The organism is Mesoterricola sp. MK458 (assembly GCF_055384935.1).
Genome location: NZ_AP045075.1, coordinates 3,828,779 through 3,844,711, shown reverse-complemented (window position 1 = coordinate 3,844,711; position 15,933 = coordinate 3,828,779). Strand labels below are relative to the sequence as shown.

Annotated in this window: 13 protein-coding genes; 9 read left to right on the top strand and 4 right to left on the bottom strand. The window is 70.7% G+C overall.

The window, feature by feature from the left end; translation table 11 throughout:
- Window positions 1-23 precede the first annotated feature (23 nt).
- The 7 genes from ACZ5LB_RS16850 (at window position 24) to ACZ5LB_RS16820 (ending at window position 6,881) form a co-directional block, all read left to right on the top strand.
- On the top strand, window positions 24-311 hold the full coding sequence (locus tag ACZ5LB_RS16850) for a hypothetical protein (RefSeq protein WP_464603365.1): 288 nt from the start codon (window positions 24-26) through the stop codon (window positions 309-311).
- The gene (rlmN, locus tag ACZ5LB_RS16845; RefSeq protein WP_464603364.1) at window positions 308-1,396 is read left to right on the top strand and encodes a dual-specificity RNA methyltransferase RlmN; all 1,089 of its coding nucleotides are present in this window, start codon (window positions 308-310) and stop codon (window positions 1,394-1,396) included. Before ACZ5LB_RS16850 ends, rlmN begins: the two co-directional genes overlap by 4 nt.
- A gap of 203 nt (window positions 1,397-1,599) precedes the next feature.
- Window positions 1,600-2,355, top strand: coding sequence for a class I SAM-dependent methyltransferase (locus ACZ5LB_RS16840; protein ID WP_464603363.1), 756 nt, complete (start codon window positions 1,600-1,602; stop codon window positions 2,353-2,355).
- A gap of 55 nt (window positions 2,356-2,410) precedes the next feature.
- The gene (gene leuS, locus ACZ5LB_RS16835) at window positions 2,411-4,834 is read left to right on the top strand and encodes a leucine--tRNA ligase (protein ID WP_464603362.1); all 2,424 of its coding nucleotides are present in this window, start codon (window positions 2,411-2,413) and stop codon (window positions 4,832-4,834) included.
- A gap of 9 nt (window positions 4,835-4,843) precedes the next feature.
- Complete coding sequence (gene pyrE, locus ACZ5LB_RS16830; RefSeq protein ID WP_464603361.1) at window positions 4,844-5,467, top strand: orotate phosphoribosyltransferase; 624 nt, start codon at window positions 4,844-4,846, stop codon at window positions 5,465-5,467.
- 7 nt (window positions 5,468-5,474) lie between these two features.
- The gene (locus tag ACZ5LB_RS16825) at window positions 5,475-6,032 is read left to right on the top strand and encodes a cob(I)yrinic acid a,c-diamide adenosyltransferase (protein ID WP_464603360.1); all 558 of its coding nucleotides are present in this window, start codon (window positions 5,475-5,477) and stop codon (window positions 6,030-6,032) included.
- Between the two features lie 24 nt (window positions 6,033-6,056).
- Complete coding sequence (locus ACZ5LB_RS16820) at window positions 6,057-6,881, top strand: transglycosylase SLT domain-containing protein (protein ID WP_464603359.1); 825 nt, start codon at window positions 6,057-6,059, stop codon at window positions 6,879-6,881.
- Here ACZ5LB_RS16820 and ACZ5LB_RS16815 read toward each other — a convergent pair.
- Complete coding sequence (locus tag ACZ5LB_RS16815) at window positions 6,878-7,723, bottom strand: DinB family protein (RefSeq protein WP_464603358.1); 846 nt, start codon at window positions 7,721-7,723, stop codon at window positions 6,878-6,880. The genes ACZ5LB_RS16820 and ACZ5LB_RS16815 overlap by 4 nt on opposite strands.
- 17 nt (window positions 7,724-7,740) lie before the next feature.
- Complete coding sequence (locus ACZ5LB_RS16810) at window positions 7,741-8,148, bottom strand: Hpt domain-containing protein (protein WP_464603357.1); 408 nt, start codon at window positions 8,146-8,148, stop codon at window positions 7,741-7,743.
- 85 nt (window positions 8,149-8,233) lie between these two features.
- Between ACZ5LB_RS16810 and gmhA the strand changes: the two genes are divergently transcribed.
- A complete protein-coding gene (gene gmhA / locus ACZ5LB_RS16805; RefSeq protein ID WP_464603356.1) occupies window positions 8,234-8,800 on the top strand; it encodes a D-sedoheptulose 7-phosphate isomerase in 567 nt (188 codons plus the stop codon).
- Window positions 8,781-9,947 (top strand): radical SAM family heme chaperone HemW, encoded by a 1,167-nt coding sequence (gene hemW / locus ACZ5LB_RS16800; protein ID WP_464603355.1) that lies wholly within the window; start codon window positions 8,781-8,783, stop codon window positions 9,945-9,947. The genes gmhA and hemW overlap by 20 nt, the downstream gene beginning before the upstream one ends.
- Before the next feature lie 425 nt (window positions 9,948-10,372).
- On the opposite strand, the gene ACZ5LB_RS16795 is transcribed toward hemW, so the two are convergent.
- Both ACZ5LB_RS16795 and ACZ5LB_RS16790 read right to left on the bottom strand, forming a co-directional pair.
- A complete protein-coding gene (locus ACZ5LB_RS16795; protein ID WP_464603354.1) occupies window positions 10,373-12,253 on the bottom strand; it encodes a DUF3999 family protein in 1,881 nt (626 codons plus the stop codon).
- Window positions 12,250-15,852, bottom strand: a complete 3,603-nt coding sequence (locus tag ACZ5LB_RS16790; protein ID WP_464603353.1) for a DUF2339 domain-containing protein — start codon at window positions 15,850-15,852, stop codon at window positions 12,250-12,252. The genes ACZ5LB_RS16795 and ACZ5LB_RS16790 overlap by 4 nt, the downstream gene beginning before the upstream one ends.
- Window positions 15,853-15,933 lie beyond the last annotated feature (81 nt).

Here is a 15,933-nt window from a genome sequence, read left to right as displayed (position 1 = left end):
TTACTATGGGAGCGGAGGCGGCCATGAAGATCCCCGAGAACCTCAAAGAGATCGTGGACAGGCTCGGCTCCGCCATGGTCCAGGCCCTGGCCAAGGACGAGGAGACCCGGGCCCTGGCCCGGGCGATCCAGGACAAGGGCTTCGACATCGCCCTGGTGCTGGAGGCCACCGTGGCCCTCCACCGCCGGGAGGACGAGGACGAGGACACCGCCCCCGGCTTCACCCTGGCCAGCGATGAGGCCGGAGACGGGGACGGCCAGTGGAGCGAGGCCGACAAGGCCTTCCTGCGCACCTTCCGGATCTCGATGTGACGTTCCACGAGCCCGCCCCCGAACTCGCCGCGGGCCCCCGCCCCAACGCCGCCGGCATGGGCCTCCCGCACCTGCGGGCCCTGGTGGCCGCCCTGGGCGAGCGGTCCTTCCGCGCCGCCCAGCTGTACCACGGCCTCTACCGCATGCGGTGGACCGCCTGGGAGCAGTTCACCAATCTCTCCAGGGACCTGCGCGCCAGGCTGGAACGCGAGGTGCGCCTGGAGTGGCCCGGCATCAGCGAGAGCGTGCCCAGCGAGGACGGCTCCACCAAGCACGCCTTCCTCCTGGAGGACGGCGCCCAGGTGGAGGGCGTCCACATGCCCTACGGAAAGCGCACCACCCTGTGCCTCTCCAGCCAGGTGGGCTGCGCCATGGGCTGCACCTTCTGCGCCACGGGGCTCATGGGCATCAAGCGCAACCTCACCCCCGGCGAGATCGCGGGCCAGGTGGTGGCCATGCTCAACGCCCACGGCCACGGCCCGGACGAGGCGGTGAACCTGGTCTTCATGGGCATGGGCGAGCCGCTCCACAACCTGGACAACCTCATGGCCGCCTTCGCCCTCCTCACGGACCCCGAAGGCCTGGGCATCGCCCCCAGGCGCATCACCCTGTCCACCTCGGGCCTGGTCACCGGCATCCAGCGCCTGGCCGCGTTCAAGCCCAGGCCCCGGTTGGCGCTCAGCCTCAACGCCACCACCGACGCGTACCGCTCGAGCATCATGCCGGTGAACCGCGCCTGGAACCTGGAGGCCCTGGCCGAGGCCCTCAAGGCCTTCCCCCTGGAGCACGGGGAGCGGATCACGCTGGAGTACGTCCTGCTCAAGGGCGTCACCGACACCCTGGAGGACGGTGAGCGCCTCGCCGCCTTCGCGGCGCGGTTCCCGTCCAAGGTGAACCTCATCCCCTTCAACCCCCACGAGGGCTCGGGCTTCGAGCCGCCCGGGGAGGAACGGATCGTGGAGCTGTGCGGGATCCTGGCGGGCCGGGGCATCACTGTGAGCGTCCGGCGGAGCCGGGGGCAGGACGTGGCCGGGGCCTGCGGGCAACTGGTTCGTCGGGCGTCCCCGGATTACGAGGATATTTGATTTATTTATCCTTTTTGATCCCCGTCCATCCCCGTTTATCCTCGGCAATTTAAAGATTAAATTTGCCGGGGATAAACGGGGATGGACGGGGATAAAAGAGATAAAAGAAAAATCTGTATCCCCGCTACAAAAAGGCCGGTTGACAGAAACGTTTGGGGGACCATTTTTGATTCGATTATATATTTATCGAATCGGGATCCCTGATGATCAAACACTCCTTTCTCCTGGCTCCCTTCCTGGTGCTTGCCTTCGTCGGCTGCAAGGCGCCGCGGGTCGCGGGGCCGGGGCCGGTCTTGTCCTGGCGGGTGGCCGCGGCTCATCTGGAGGACGTCTTCGAGCAGATCCCCAACAGCTCCATCGACGACTTCCGCAAGGAGACCCCGGACGAGGAGCGCAAGCGGGTGAACGCCACCCACGGCGAGGCCGGGCTCAAGGAGGACAAGGCCCACATCTATGGCGAGCCGGCGCCGGCCACCACGGACCTCATGCTCAGGCGGCTGGGGGTGGGCGGGGACGACGTGCTCTACGACCTGGGCAGCGGGCGGGGGTTCTTCCTCATGCAGGCCCTCCTCACCACGCCGCTGCGCAAGGCGGTGGGGGTGGAGCTGGCCTCCTCCCGCATCGCCATCGGGAAGGCCGCGCAAAGGCTCCTGGAGGAGCGGGGGCTGCTCGCGGGGAAGGCCCTGGAGCAGCGCGAGCAGGACATGGCCCAGGCCGACTACGCCGACGCCACGGTGGTCTACATGGATTCGGTCTTCTACTCCGACGAGCTCCTGATGGCCGTGGCCCAGCGCCTTTCCCGGGCGAAGAACCTGCGCGGGATCGCGATGATCATGAAGGGCCTGCCGCCCAATCCCTGGTTCGAGGTGGAGGGCCGGGAGCGCTGGAAGATGAGCTGGAGCCCGCGGTTCGGGTCGGAGGTGATCTTCTACCGGCGGACGGCGGCGCCCGCGGGCTGACCTTGGCCCTTCCATCCCCGTCCGGTAAACTAATCGTTTACCGCGAGGCTGCCCCATGCCCTTCGAACCCCTGCACCAGGAATCCCTGATCCAGCAGCGCTGGATGGAGGCGCAGGCCTTCCGCGCGCCCCGCGCGTCCGAGCTCAAGCCCGGCGACCGCACCTTCTACATGCTGGTGATGCTGCCCTACCCCAGCGGGCGCATCCACATGGGGCACGTGCGCAACTACACCCTGGGCGACGTGGTGGCGCGGTTCCGGCGCATGCGGGGCGACAAGGTCATGAACCCCCTGGGCTGGGACTCCTTCGGCCTTCCGGCGGAGAACGCGGCCATCAAGAACGGCATCCACCCCGCCCTCTGGACCCGGGCCAACATCCAGGAGATGAAGGGCCAGATCCAGAAGATGGGCATCAGCTACGACTGGGACCGGGAGATCGCCACGTTCCTGCCCGAGTACTACCGGTGGAACCAGTGGTTCTTCCTCAAGATGTGGGAGCGCGGCGACGTGTTCCGGGCCCTGCGCAACGTGAACTGGTGCGAGGCCCTGGGCACGGTGCTGGCCAACGAGCAGGTGGTGGACGGCAAGGACGAGCGCACGGGGCACCCGGTGGTGCAGAAGGCGCTGGAGCAGTATTTCTTCGCCATCACCAAGTACGCCGACGAGCTCCTGGCCGGCCACGCCCAGCTGGACTGGCCCGAGAACGTCAAGGCCATGCAGCGGCATTGGATCGGCAAGTCCGAGGGCGCGCGCCTGACCTTCGACCTCGCCGACGGGGAGACGGTGCAGGTGTTCACCACCCGCCTGGACACCCTGTACGGCGTGACCTTCATGGCCCTGTCCACCGAGCACCCCTTCATCGTCAAGGCGGCGGAATCCGACCCCGGCCTCAAGGCCTTCTGCGACCAGGTGGCCGCCATGAGCCGCGAGGACCGCCTCATGAGCGACATCAAGCTGGGCTTCCGCTCCCGGCTGGAGGCCATCCACCCCTTCACGGGGGAGAAGATCCCCATCTTCGCCGCCAACTACGTCCTCATGGACTACGGCACGGGCGCGGTCATGGGCGTGCCCGCCCACGACGAACGCGATCACGCCTTCGCCGAGAAGTACGGCCTGCCCATCCCCAAGGTCATCGAGAGCGAGAACCCCTGGGAGCCCGGCATCCTCGTGAACTCCGGCGAATTCGACGGCATGACCTCCGAGGCGGCGGTGGACGCCATGGTCGCCCGGCTCGACGGGCGCGCCGAGAAGGCCATCACCTTCAAACTCAAGGACTGGGGCCTGTCCCGCCAGCGGTACTGGGGCACGCCCATTCCCACCGTGCACTGCCCGCACTGCGGCGTGGTGCCCGAGAAGGCCGAGAACCTGCCCATCCGCCTTCCCGAGGACGTGGCCTTCGCGGGCGCCGGCGCCTCGCCGCTGCTCACCTCGCCCACCTTCCTGGACTGCGCCTGCCCCGCCTGCGGACGGCCCGCGCGGCGCGAGACGGACACCATGGACACCTTCGTGGACTCCAGCTGGTACTGGATGCGCTACCTGGACCCGAAGAACGCGGAGCTCCCCTTCGCCAAGGCCGAGGCCGACGCCTGGAGCCCTGTGGACCTCTACATCGGCGGCATCGAGCACGCCACCATGCACCTCATCTACGCCCGGTACTTCCACAAGATCATGCGCGACCTGGGCCTGGCCTCGGGGGACGAACCCTTCAAGAAGCTCATCTGCCAGGGCATGGTGCTCAAGGACGGCTTCAAGATGTCCAAGTCCAAGGGCAACATCGTCGATCCCGACGAGGTCATCGCGAAGTACGGCGCGGACGCCCTGCGCCTGTTCATGATCTTCGCGGCGCCCATCGAGAAGGAGATCGACTGGACCGGCTTCGAGGGCATCGACGGAGCCACCCGCTTCCTGCGCCGCGCCACCCGCATGGTGGAGGAGCACGTGCCCACCCGGGAGCCCCTCCCCGCCAAGGACCAGCTCACCGCCGAGGAGAAGACCCTCCTGGTCAAGCTCAACCAGACCCTCCACAAGGTCACCGACGACCTGGACCACCGTTACCAGTTCAACACCCTGGTGTCGAGCCTCATGGAGACCTCCAACGCCCTGGCCGACCTGCCCGCGGACGCCCCGCACCGGGGCGCGGTCATGCAGCACGCGCTCGAGGTCTTCACCCTCATGCTGAGCCCCGCCGCGCCCCACCTGGCCGAGCAGCTGTGGCAGACCCTCGGCCACGAGGGCTTCTGCATGCACGCCGCCTGGCCCGTGGCCGACCCCGCGTGGCTTTCGGCCGACGAGGTGACGGTGGTGGTGCAGGTGAACGGCAAGGTCCGCGGCCGCATCCTGGTGCCGGCCTCGGCCACCGAGGCCGAACGCCGCGCCGCAGCCCTGGCCTGCCCCGAAGCGTTCCACCACCTGGAGGGCAAGGAGGTCGTCAAGGTCGTGGTGCCCCCCGGCGGCAAGCTGGTGAGCATCGTCGTCAAATAAGGAGCCCCCATGCTCGATCTCGCCGCAGGCCTGCTGGACGCGGGGGCCGTGCGCCTCTCGCCCCGGAGCCCCTTCACCTGGGCTTCGGGCCTGCGGTCGCCCATCTACTGCGACAACCGCCAGCTCCTGGGCTTCCCGGACCTGCGCGGACAGATCCGCAAGGCCCTGGCCGAGGCCGCGGCCCGGGCCAATCCCACCCTCATCGCCGGCACCAGCACCGCCGGCATCGCCTGGGCCGCCCTGGTGGCCGACGAACTGGGCCTGCCCATGGCCTACGTGCGCCCCGAGCCCAAGAAGCACGGCATGGGCCGCCAGGTGGAAGGGCCCCACACCGACGGCCACCGGGTGGTGCTCATCGAGGACCTCATCTCCACCGGCGGCTCCAGCATCAAGTGCGTGGAGGCCCTCCGCCACGAGGACGCCCAGGTGGCGGAGGTCCTCGCGCTGTTCAGCTACGGCCTGCCCCAGGCCGAGGCCGCCTTCCGGGAGGCCGCCGTGGAGCTGAAGGTGCTGGCCACCTTCCCCGAGCTGGCCGCCAGAGCCCAGGACAAGGGCATCCTGGACGCGCGCGATATGGAGTCGCTCCGGGAGTGGCGTGCTGATACCGTGGCCTGGAGCAAACGGCACGAGTGAGGTTGCGATGAAGATCTATACGCGCACCGGGGACGAAGGGGTCTCCGGGCTCTTCGGGGGGGAGCGGGTGCCCAAGGACCACCTGCGCCTGGCGGCCTACGGCGCCGTGGACGAGCTGAACAGCCTGCTGGGCGTGCTGGACCTCCACCTGCCCCCGGGCCTCAGCGACCGCATCCAGACCGTGCAGCACGACCTCTTCGGCCTGGGCGCCATGCTCGCCACGCCGGCGCAGTGCTCGGGGCTGCTGGACCAGCGCATGACCCGCCGCAGCTGGCCCATCGAGGACATGGAGGCGGACATCGACCGGCTCACCGCGCTGGCGCCGCCCATGACCGCCTTCGTCCTGCCGGGCGGCTGCCAGGGTTCCGCCTACGCCCACTGGGCCCGAACGGTCTGCCGAAGGGCCGAACGCGACGTGGTTTCCCTGGGCGCCCAGGAGAGCGTCCCCCCGGACGTCCTCATCTATCTGAACCGGCTCAGCGACTGGCTCTTCTCCCTGGCCCGGGCCGCCAACGCGGTGTCGGGGGTGGCGGATGTGAAGTGGATCCCTAGGCAACAGGGTTAAACTGGCTACTGGGATTAATAGCAAATGAAGCGCGCCGTCCTCGCCATCCTCTCGCTCACCGGCGCCGCCCAGGCGGCCGGTCCCGCCCGGCGCGGCCAGACCTACCTCTACACCTACTTCGACCGCAACGGGAACACCGTCATCAACAACCTGCCCCCGTCCTACATGAAGGGGCAGGGGCTCACCCTCAAGCACGTGGGCGTGGGCCACATCCGCCTGGCCATCACCAGCTCGCAGATGGCCAAGGTGCTCAAGAGCCCCGAACTGCTGGCCATGGTGGACAGCATCGCCACCGCGGAGGGCGTGGACCCCTACCTGGCCCGGGCCGTCATCCAGGCCGAGAGCGCGTTCTACACCAAGGCCCGCAGCCGGGCCGGGGCCCTGGGCCTCATGCAGCTCATGCCCCAGACCGCCGAGCGCTTCGGCGTCCTGGACCCCTTCGACCCCCAGCAGAACATCACCGGAGGCGTGAAGTACCTGCGGTGGCTCATGAACGCCTTCCAGGGCGACCTGACCCGCGTGGTGGCCGCCTACAACTCGGGCGAGAACAACGTCATCAAGTACAAGGGCATCCCCCCCTTCGCCGAGACGCGGGCCTACGTGCCCCGGGTCCTGAACCTCTACGCCAAGCGCCTGGTGCAGCCGGACCCCGGCGCCGCGGGGTCCATGGCCCTGCTGAAGAAGGGCCGGGGCGGCTTCGACGTGAGCGAGAAGGCCGTGGCCCCCGCCGCCGCACCCGAGCCCCAGCCCCGCACCAGCAGGCTCTTCCAGTGGGTGGACGCCGCGGGGCGCACCCAGATCAGCGACCAGCCGCCTCCCAAGGGCACGGCAGGCGTCAAGGTCTTCTAGACGAGACGCGAGCCGGGCAGGTTCTCGTCGAGCCAGTCCTGGGCCAGCCTTCGCATGCCGGCCTCGTGGAACGCGTGCCACTGCTTTTCCAGCTCCGGGAAGTCCCGCAGGGTGTCCCGGAAGGCGCGGAAGGGCTTGGGCAGGCGCAGGGCCCGCTCCAGGGCCCGGGCGGCTTCGCCTTCGGGTAGGGCCGCCGCGAAGTCCTCCATGATGGTGAAACGGTCCCGGGGCGGCAGCGGCTCGATGGGGAGCTTGTCTCCGCCCAGGCCCTCCTCCGGGGCCATTTGGCCGGTTTCCAGATCCAGGAACCAGGTCACGTCGAGGCTGTTGCCCTCCAGGGCCTCCTCCAGATCAGCCGCCTCCAACTCCAGGTAGGCGTACCGCCCCGGGTCCTCCTCCTCCCGGGCGAAGGTGATGAACCCCACGTCCACCGGATCCCGCCCCGACTGCCGGAGCAGCAGGGCGATCTGGCCCCGGTGGTGGACGCCATGGGTGGCCACGTGGAAGAGGATGTCCCGCAAGGGCGTCCAGAATTCCTCGCCCTTGAGGTTCTCGTAGTGCACCGGCGCGGCCAGGCGGCTGGCGGTGGCGGCCTTCAGCACCGCACGGTAGCCCTCGGCGTTGGCCTCGGACAGGGAGGCGCATTCCGCCGGGGACAGGGCGGGCCAGGGGTTCGCCTTGGCCTTGGGGCCGTTCTGGATGCGGCTCAGCCAGGTGGCCTCGGCGCCCAGCACGTGGCTGAAGAGGCGCAGCGCCTCCCCCGGCGCCTCCCCCAGGGCGTCGGCCAGTCTGCCGTCAGCCCATTCCAGGTGGTTGAAGAGACGATCCAGGTGCGCGTCCACGGGTCCCTCCGCTCGGTTCAGCCTGCCTTCCGCTTGGCCACGAACGCTTCCAGCGCCGTGACCGAGTCCGCATAGGTGTCCCTCAGCTGGGCCAGCAGTTCGGCGGCGGGGGCTTCCCACCGGCCGGTGCGGCCTCCCCCCTCCAGGTGGGCGGCGACGGCACGGACCTTGGGCGCGCCCATGGTGCCCGCCGAGCCCTTCACCGCGTGGGCCACGTCCGCCATGTCCGCCATGTCGCCCGCGGCGAGGGCGACGCCGATGGCCTCGATGCGGCCCGGGGTGTCCTCCTTGTAGAGGACCAGCATCTCCTCCAGGAGCCCCACCTCGCCGTCGTCCAGGCCCAGCAGCTGGTCCATCACGTCCAGGTCGATGCACGCGGATAGGGGATCGTCGCCGGGGAAGCCGGGAACGGTGTCGGGGGCCATGGGATCCTCCAGGGGGCCATTATTGCATGGCGGTTTGAATCGGAGCCCCCGAGGGGGCAAACTTGGGGGACGCGAAGGGAACCCGATGAAGAGCCTGCTCCTCCAGCACGTGGAAGAATCCATCACCCTCAAGAGGGCCTTCTTCGAAAGGGAGGCCGACCACATCCTCGCCCAGGCCGCCGACATGGCCGAGCGCCTCAAGAGGGGCTGCCGGATCCTCGTGTGCGGCAACGGCGGCAGCGCCGCCGACGCCCAGCACTTCGCCGCCGAGCTCAGCGGGCGCTACGTGAAGGAGCGGAGGGCCCTGGCGGGCATCGCCCTCACCGTTGACACCTCCGCCCTCACCGCCATCGGCAACGACTACGGGTTCGACCAGGTCTTCAGCCGCCAGGTGGAGGCCCTGGGCCGCCCCGGGGACCTCCTGGTGGGCATCTCCACCAGCGGCAACAGCCCCAACGTCATCCTGGCCGTGGAGGCGGCGAAGGGCCTGGGCATGCGCACCCTCGTCCTCACGGGCCGGGACGGCGGCAAGCTCAAGGACCTGGCCGACGACATCCTGGTGGTGCCCAGCCGGGTGACGGCCCGGATCCAGGAGATCCACCTCATGACCTACCACTTCTGGTGCGAGGCCCTTGATACCCATTTCGACTAGCCGCCTGAGGGAGGCCGCGGCGCGGGAGCCCCTGGGGCTCTATCTGCATGTGCCCTTCTGCAGGGACCGCTGCACCTACTGCTCTTTTGTCACGACCCGGGACGAGTCCCTCAAGGAGGCCGTGCTGGCCCGCCTGGAGCGGGACGTGCGGGACTGGGGCGGCCGCCTGGGCCGGCCCACGGTGGACACCCTGTACCTTGGCGGCGGAACCCCTTCCCTCCTGACGGCTTCCGAACTCGCGCGGCTCACCGGCGCGGCGCGTGAGGCCTTCGACCTGCGGCTGGCCGAGGCCACCCTGGAGGCCAACCCTGGAACCCTCGACCTGCCCTGGCTGGAAGCCGCCCGGGCCCTGGGCTGGGACCGGGTCAGCTTCGGCGTCCAGGCGCTGGACGACGTGCTCCTGGAGCGCCTGGGGCGCATCCACGACGCCGCCGCCGCCCTGGAGGCCCTGGAGTGGGCACGGCGCGCGGGGTTCGCGCGGGTGAGCGCCGACCTCATGGTGGGCATCCCCGGCCAGCGCCTGGACCGGGTGCTGGAGGACGCCCGCACCCTGGTGGAGGCGGGCGCCTCCCACCTCTCCATCTACCTCCTGGACCTGGACAAGGCCTGCCCCCTGCGGGGCCAGGTGGAATCGGGAAAGCTCACCCTGCCCACCGACGACGAGGTGGCCGACGTGTTCGAGGCCCTGCAGGCCGCGCTGCCCCCCCTGGGCCTCGAGGCCTACGAGGTGAGCAACTACGCCCGGCCCGGCCAGGCCTCCATCCACAACACCCGCTACTGGGAGCGCCGGCCCTACCTGGGCCTGGGCCCCAGCGCCGCCTCCCAGATGGGCGACTGGCGCTGGACCGAAACCGGCGTCATCACCGCCTGGGCCGAGGACCGGGGCGAGCCCCAGGTCCAGGAACTGGACGCCGCCGAAGCCCTGGCCGAGATCCCGCTCCTGGGCCTGCGCATGCACCGGGGCGTCCACTGGGGCGACCTGCGCGCCCGCGCCGCGGCCCTGAACCTGACCCCCCTGGCCGAGGCCTGGGAAGCGCAGCTGGAACCCTTCGTGAAGGGCGGGATCCTCCTGCGGGAAGGGGAGATCCTGCGCTTCAGCACGAGGGGGATGCTGGTTTCCAACGGGGTCCTGGAAATTTTTGTATAGGGTCAGTTGGCACGATCTGAATTCGGAGGCTTGTACCCGACTGGCTCGGCGCATGGGGAATTAAGGAATAGTCTCCTGTCCGCGATCGAACCCGTCGCGCCGCAAAATCCAAGAAAAAAACAAACGCTGGGGCGCTGGGGTCTCGCTGGGGCGCTGGGAGATCTACCCCTGTTGGGAACGACGCACCGGATCCTGGCCATCCCCGACCGGATTCCCATTAGCCCCCAAGGTTCTCTTTCTTCTTTTCCCCAGCGCCCCAGCGAGCCCTCTGCGCCCCAGCGTTTGATCTTTTCTATGGTCTTCCCGAGCCGCCCTGGACAATCCGTCCAGGGACTCACCTTGCGGTGCAAAAATCCCGGTTCTCGAACTCAAAGCAGGGGTACGATCCCCTTTTTTCTTTCCACCCCATTCATTTCCAACACCCCTTAGCGCCCCGTTTCCTGCCCCTCCCTGCCCAGGAGCCTTGCCAGCAGGTACAGCAGCCCCGCCACGACGACAATGAGGGCCCCCCAGAACACCGCCTTCATTCTCCCCTCCGTCGCCGCGGCAGATCCGGTGTCGGCGGCCAGTTCGAGTTCCCGGGCCGGCGTATCCCGAAGGCGCCCGGCCAAGAGGGCCAGGTCGTAGTCCGGCGCCTCCAGGTCGCGGCCGTAGCAGAGGAGCACCGGGCCTTCGGGGCGGAAGAAGCGCAGGCGCCAGGACGGGAGCAGGAGGCGGGCCGATTCCATGGCCAAGGGCTGGTTGTCGCCCTCCTCCACCTCCACGGCGAGGCCGCGTCCCGCCTGTGGCAGCGGGATCACCAGGGCCTGGGCCCGGGCGCCGGGGTCCGCGTGGCTCCAGTCGGCCACGGCGAGCACGGCCCGGGATTCACCGTCCAGGACCCGCACCCGGCGCCGGAACACGCGGGCTCCCGTCTCCAGCACCAGGCGCGAGGCGGGGAGCCCGGGCTGGGGCAGCCCGATCCGGTAGGTGGTGACGCGATCCTTCGTGTCGCCCCGGGGCCAGGGCACCGGCAGGGAGAGGGGCTCGTCGCGGGATTCGAGAAGGTAGGGGATCTGCCGGCCTCCGGCGTCCAGGAGGCGCAGGTCCTGGAGCCGGGGGCTGGTGGCCAGGACGTGGGCGTCCAGGGCCAGGGCGCACAGACCCGGAGGTCCCGCGGGCACCGGACGGCGGAAGCGGAAGCCGGCGGCGTCCAGGCTCGCGCCCGCGCCTCCGTCCAGCATGCCCGCGGGGGGCGGGGGCGCGGCCGTTTCGGGCCCCCAGGAGGCCCGGGCCGTCCCGGCGCGGGAGAGCTGGTCCCTTCGCGCCTCCAGGTCGTACCTGGGCGCGCCCAGGCGGGGGTCGCCGCAGGTGGCGGTGAGGGCGCCCCCGTCCTTGGCCTCGAAGTAGATCCACGGCTGGGGTTCCGGCTCCGCGCGCACCCCGGCGAGGTCCAGGCCCGGGTTGTCGCCGTCCTGCACGCGCAGGTCGATCTCGGAGCCTTCGGGGGTCTCCACGGGGATCCGCAGGTCGTAGGCGGCGCCGCCCTGGGCGCGCCGGAGCCGCGCGGCGCCCAGGTTCCGGGGAGCGAGGCTGGATGCGGACAGGCGAGGTTCGGTGACCTGGGCCTCCCTCAGGAGGGGGCCGTCCCCCGCCACGGTGAGCACCAGGGCCCGCAGCGGAATGCGCGGCCCCGGGAGCCGCAGGGTGAAGCGGCTGACGCCGGGCTCGGAAGGGCGCCGCAGGAAGGGCAGGTCCGCCTGGGGCAGCACCGGGGCGGAACGGGACTTGAGCAGGAAGGCCGCCCGGGGCGCCGGGGCCGGCGCGCTGGAAGCGTCGTTCCACACGATGCGCAGGTAGCGGTAGTCCCCCTCCGGGAATTCCACCTCCAGCAGGCGCAGGCCGTCGCTGGGCAGGTCGAAGAGGCTGCCGGCCTTCACCAGTTCGGTCCAGCGCTGGCGGTCCCCGCTTCCCTCCAGGCGGAACCGCTTAAGGAAGGGCGGCCGCAGGCCTTCCAGGCGCAGGCGGGAGGTGGCCAGGGGCGCGCCCAGGTCCAGTTCCAGGCCGCTGGTGGTCTTGGTGGCGGGCAGCGGCAGCATGCGCGCGGGAACCCACACCGCGGCGCGGGGATCGGGGGGCACCAGCACGTAGGGCACCTCCCGCCCCGCGGCGTCCCGGATGCGCAGGTCGGCCAGTCCGTTCCGCGTGGCGCCCAGGAGGACCAGGTCCACGTCCAGGCGCTGGGGCCCGGGGCCCGCGGGCTGGATGCGCCGGGTCTGGGCGGCCAGGCCCAGGCAGAGGAGGCCTGCAGCAAGGAGGCGGATCATTCGGAGGCCTCCGTCCGGCGCAGCACGAACTTCTGGAGGATCACCGCCACCCCCGCCAGGCACATGGCGAGCCCCACGAAGGACGCCACCCGGTAGAGCCCGGTGAGGCTGGAGAGGTCGTGCAGGAAGGCCTTGAGGACGGTGACGGTCAGCAGCAGGATGGCCGCCACCCGGGCCAGGCGGCTCCGGGACGTGACCCCCGCCACCAGCATCAGGATGGCGAACACGGCCCAGCCGATGGTGTAGCTCAGGTCCTGGGCGAGGCTTCCGTGCGCCAGGTTGAACGTGAGCACGGGTCCGGTGCTGAAGGCGTCGGCGATCTCGATGTTTAGCAGCAGGAACAGCAGCACCGCGCCCCCGCCGGGCAGGATGCGGGAGAGCCCGGGCAGCGCGGGCAGGACGCGGTCGTCCCGGTCCTTCAGGAGGCGCGCCGCGACGAAGAAGCACGCCGCGGGCACCAGGTAGGCGTAGAGGTACCAGTTGAGGATCACCACATCGCCCCGGGGGTGGTAGGAGAACACGGCCTCGTTGAAGACCAGCCGCACGAAGACCGCCGCGAAGAGCCCCGCGCACCAGACCACCAGCCCCCGGTGGGGCACCCGCGTGTGGAGCCACGCCAGGGCCGCGCCCAGGAGGGCCCAGCCCAGGGTGATCCATTCGTTGTCCAGCTGGAGGGGGATGGCCACGGTGATGAACGCCAGCGCCGCCCCCGCCACCAGGGCGAGGTTGGCCAGGGCCGCGGGCCCCTCCCGGCGGCGCATGCGCGCCACGTGCGGGACCAGGAGCAGGGCCTGGACCACGGGCAGGGCGCCGATGGCGCCCCCGTATCCCAGCACCCCCAGGGCCGGCCGCGCCCCCAGGAAGAACACGGCGCTGGCGAGCACCGCCCCCACCCAGGGCAGGCGGGATTCCGCGCGTGCCTCGTCCAGGAGGAGCGGGTTGACCAGCTGCATGGCGTAGAGGGGCGCGGCCACCGCCAGCAGGTGCGCGGCCTGGACGGGCGTGCGCAGGGGATCGGCCAGGGCCAGGACCACCAGTCCATTGGCGCAGGCCAGCACCACGGCCCAGGCCTGGGACCCGGAGCGCCGCGACAGGGCCAGGAGCCCCAGCCCCAGGGCCGCGTACACGGACACCTGGGTCGCCAGGGAGGGATGCGGGGCGTTCCCCCCGTGCAGGGCCAGCACCAGCGTCGCCGACACCAGGCCCAGGCCCGCGGCCAGGGCGAAAAGCCCGTCCCCGCGCCCGCGGGAAAGCTCGAACCAGAGGTAGCCCAGGGCCGCGAAGGCCAGGACGGCCCAGGGGGCCAGGACCATGGCGGGTCCGGTGCGCCCGCCGCCCATGATCCACACCGCCAGCACCAGCTGGGTGATCACGGCGCACCCCGCGAGCAGGGCCCCCCGGCGCAGGCGCAGGGCCGCCACGCCCATGGCCAGGCCCAGCACGGCCAGCACCGCGAGGAAGGGCCATGGGGGATCGGCCAGACGGTGGTCGCCGGCCACCGGAACCAGGAAGAGGAGGCCCGTGAGGCCCATGAGGGTCTCGGGGCTGCCCTGGGCGCCCAGGGGCGAGGCCGGGCCGCGCTCACGCAGGAACACGGTGCCCCCCAGCACCAGCAGGCTGAAGGCCAGCACCACCGCCAGGGCCGGCAGCAGTTGCCCGCGAACCGGGGCGCAGGCCCACCACGCCATCAGGACCAGGAAGCTGAAGGCCAGGCCCAGGACGCAGAGCCATGGGCGCCGCCCCTGCCCCGCCTCGAAGAGCAGGCCCAGGTTCAGGAGGCCCAGCAGGGCCGCCAGCACGCCCAGGCTGTGCTCCGCCACGCCGGGCGCCGCCAGGAAGAACAGCAGCCCCACGCTGAGAAACGCCAGGATGGCGCCGCTCCCTTCGGGTTCCAGGGTCCGGCCCCGCCGCGCCGCCAGGAGGGGCACCGCCAGGAACACCAGGCTGAAGCCGCCGTACGCGAGCAGCGCGGGCAGGAGGCGGGTGGCGTCCAGGTGGCGCGCGGACCAGGCGGTCTCCGCGGCCAGGGCGAACAGGGCGGCCAGGAACCACACGGTCCCCTCCCCGAAGCGGATGGCGTAGGCCCCGGCCAGGGCCAGCACCAGGAGCACGGCTCCGAACAGCGCCAGGGGCGAGGCCGTGGCGGGCTCCAGGAACACCAGGGCGGTGAACGCGCCCATGAGGACCGGGGCGGCGCTCACCGCGAGCAGGCCCGTCCCCAGGAAGGGACGCTTGATCGTGAGCCGCGCCTGGAGCCAGGGGACGCCCAGGTACAGGGCCGCGAAGAGCGCCGTGAACCCGAGGATGGCGGGCCAGGCATCCGAGGTGTAGCTGAAGCCCAGCCAGGTGGCGAAGACGAGGAGCACCGCCGCGGCGCCCAGGGCGTGTAGCCACTCCGGCCCTTTCAGGAGCGCCACGGCCGCAAGCCCCGCGGCCACCAGGAACAGGAACCCGAACATGAGGCCGAAGTGCTGCCCGTACACCGGGTTCATGGCCATGTGCATGGCGAAGAGCAGCGGCGGAAGCGCGGAGAGGGAGGCGGTGTGCCGGAAGAGCGCCGGCGCCTCCCGGTCCCGGGACAGGAACAGGGCGCCCAGCCCCAGCAGCGGGAACAGGAGAAAGACGCCCAGGCCGATGCCCAGCTTGGACGCGTCCAGGAACCTGACCACCCAGCCCAGCTGGTACAGCGCCGTGAAGGCCAGCGTGAGGGCGGTGAGCAGCGGCCAGCGCTTGCGGTAGGCCACCCACCCCAGCCCGATGTTCAGGAGCGCGAGGTAGCCGAACAGACCGATGGGATGGTCCTCCCCCGTGGAAAGCAGGAGCGGCGTTGCGAAGCCCCCGAGGAGGCCCAGGAGGGCGATGAACACCGAATCCCTGCGGATGGAGAGCCCCACCGCGACGGCCGTGACCAGGGCCATGAGCACGAAGGAGGCCGCCCCGGGCAGGAGATGCCAAAGGGCCGAGGCCGCGTAGAAGGTGGAGAAGAGCGTGGCCACGCCCGCGGCCGTCAGGGCCTGGGCGGTGACGGCGTAGGCCCGGGCGCGCCGGGTCTCGCACCCGGCCAGGAGGCCCAGGCCCACCAGGAGGCCGATGGCCATGCGCACGGGAGCCCCGAGCCAGCCGTGCTCCACCCCGTATCTCAGGAAGGCGATCGCCGCCACCAGGAGGGCGATGCCGGCGATGTAGGAGAAGAGTTTGACGCCCACCAGGGACTCCCAGTCGAAGGGCGCCCGGGGTTCGGCGGGGGGCGGAGGCGGCAGGGGCGGAGCGGAGACCACCGTGGGCGGAAGGGGCGGAGCCGGGGCGGCCGCGGGCGGGAGGGGCGGCGGCGCCGCCAGGGGCGTGGGCGCGGGCGGCGCGGCCGGGGTGGGCAGGGGGGGAGGCAGCTCCCGGATCCACTGGGGAACCACCACCGGTGCGGTGTCATCCAGCCGCGCAGGAGGCGCGGCGGGTGCTTCGGGGGGCCGGGGGCCCCGCAACCGCGCCAGTTCGCCCTTCACCTGGTCGAGGTCGGATTCCAGCTGTGAAAACCGGGACCTCCGCTGGAGGGTCTCCAGAAGGAGCCACAGGAACGCGACGAAGATGAAGAAGTCTTCCACGCACCACCTCTCGCTGATCGACAGAAAACCCACTATAACCGCCGAGCCGTGTCGCCGGAAATTGCCTATAGTTGTTCAACC

Bases quoted from the DNA above. Each gene is read 5' to 3' on its own strand.
- gmhA (WP_464603356.1), top strand. From the start codon at position 8,234: ATGAAGAGCCTGCTCCTCCAGCACGTGGAAGAATCCATCACCCTCAAG.
- ACZ5LB_RS16820 (WP_464603359.1), top strand. From the start codon at position 6,057: ATGAAGCGCGCCGTCCTCGCCATCCTCTCGCTCACCGGCGCCGCCCAG.
- ACZ5LB_RS16795 (WP_464603354.1), bottom strand. From the start codon at position 12,253: ATGATCCGCCTCCTTGCTGCAGGCCTCCTCTGCCTGGGCCTGGCCGCC.
- leuS (WP_464603362.1), top strand. From the start codon at position 2,411: ATGCCCTTCGAACCCCTGCACCAGGAATCCCTGATCCAGCAGCGCTGG.
- ACZ5LB_RS16850 (WP_464603365.1), top strand. From the start codon at position 24: ATGAAGATCCCCGAGAACCTCAAAGAGATCGTGGACAGGCTCGGCTCC.
- ACZ5LB_RS16840 (WP_464603363.1), top strand. From the start codon at position 1,600: ATGATCAAACACTCCTTTCTCCTGGCTCCCTTCCTGGTGCTTGCCTTC.
- ACZ5LB_RS16825 (WP_464603360.1), top strand. From the start codon at position 5,475: ATGAAGATCTATACGCGCACCGGGGACGAAGGGGTCTCCGGGCTCTTC.
- pyrE (WP_464603361.1), top strand. From the start codon at position 4,844: ATGCTCGATCTCGCCGCAGGCCTGCTGGACGCGGGGGCCGTGCGCCTC.
- ACZ5LB_RS16810 (WP_464603357.1), bottom strand. From the start codon at position 8,148: ATGGCCCCCGACACCGTTCCCGGCTTCCCCGGCGACGATCCCCTATCC.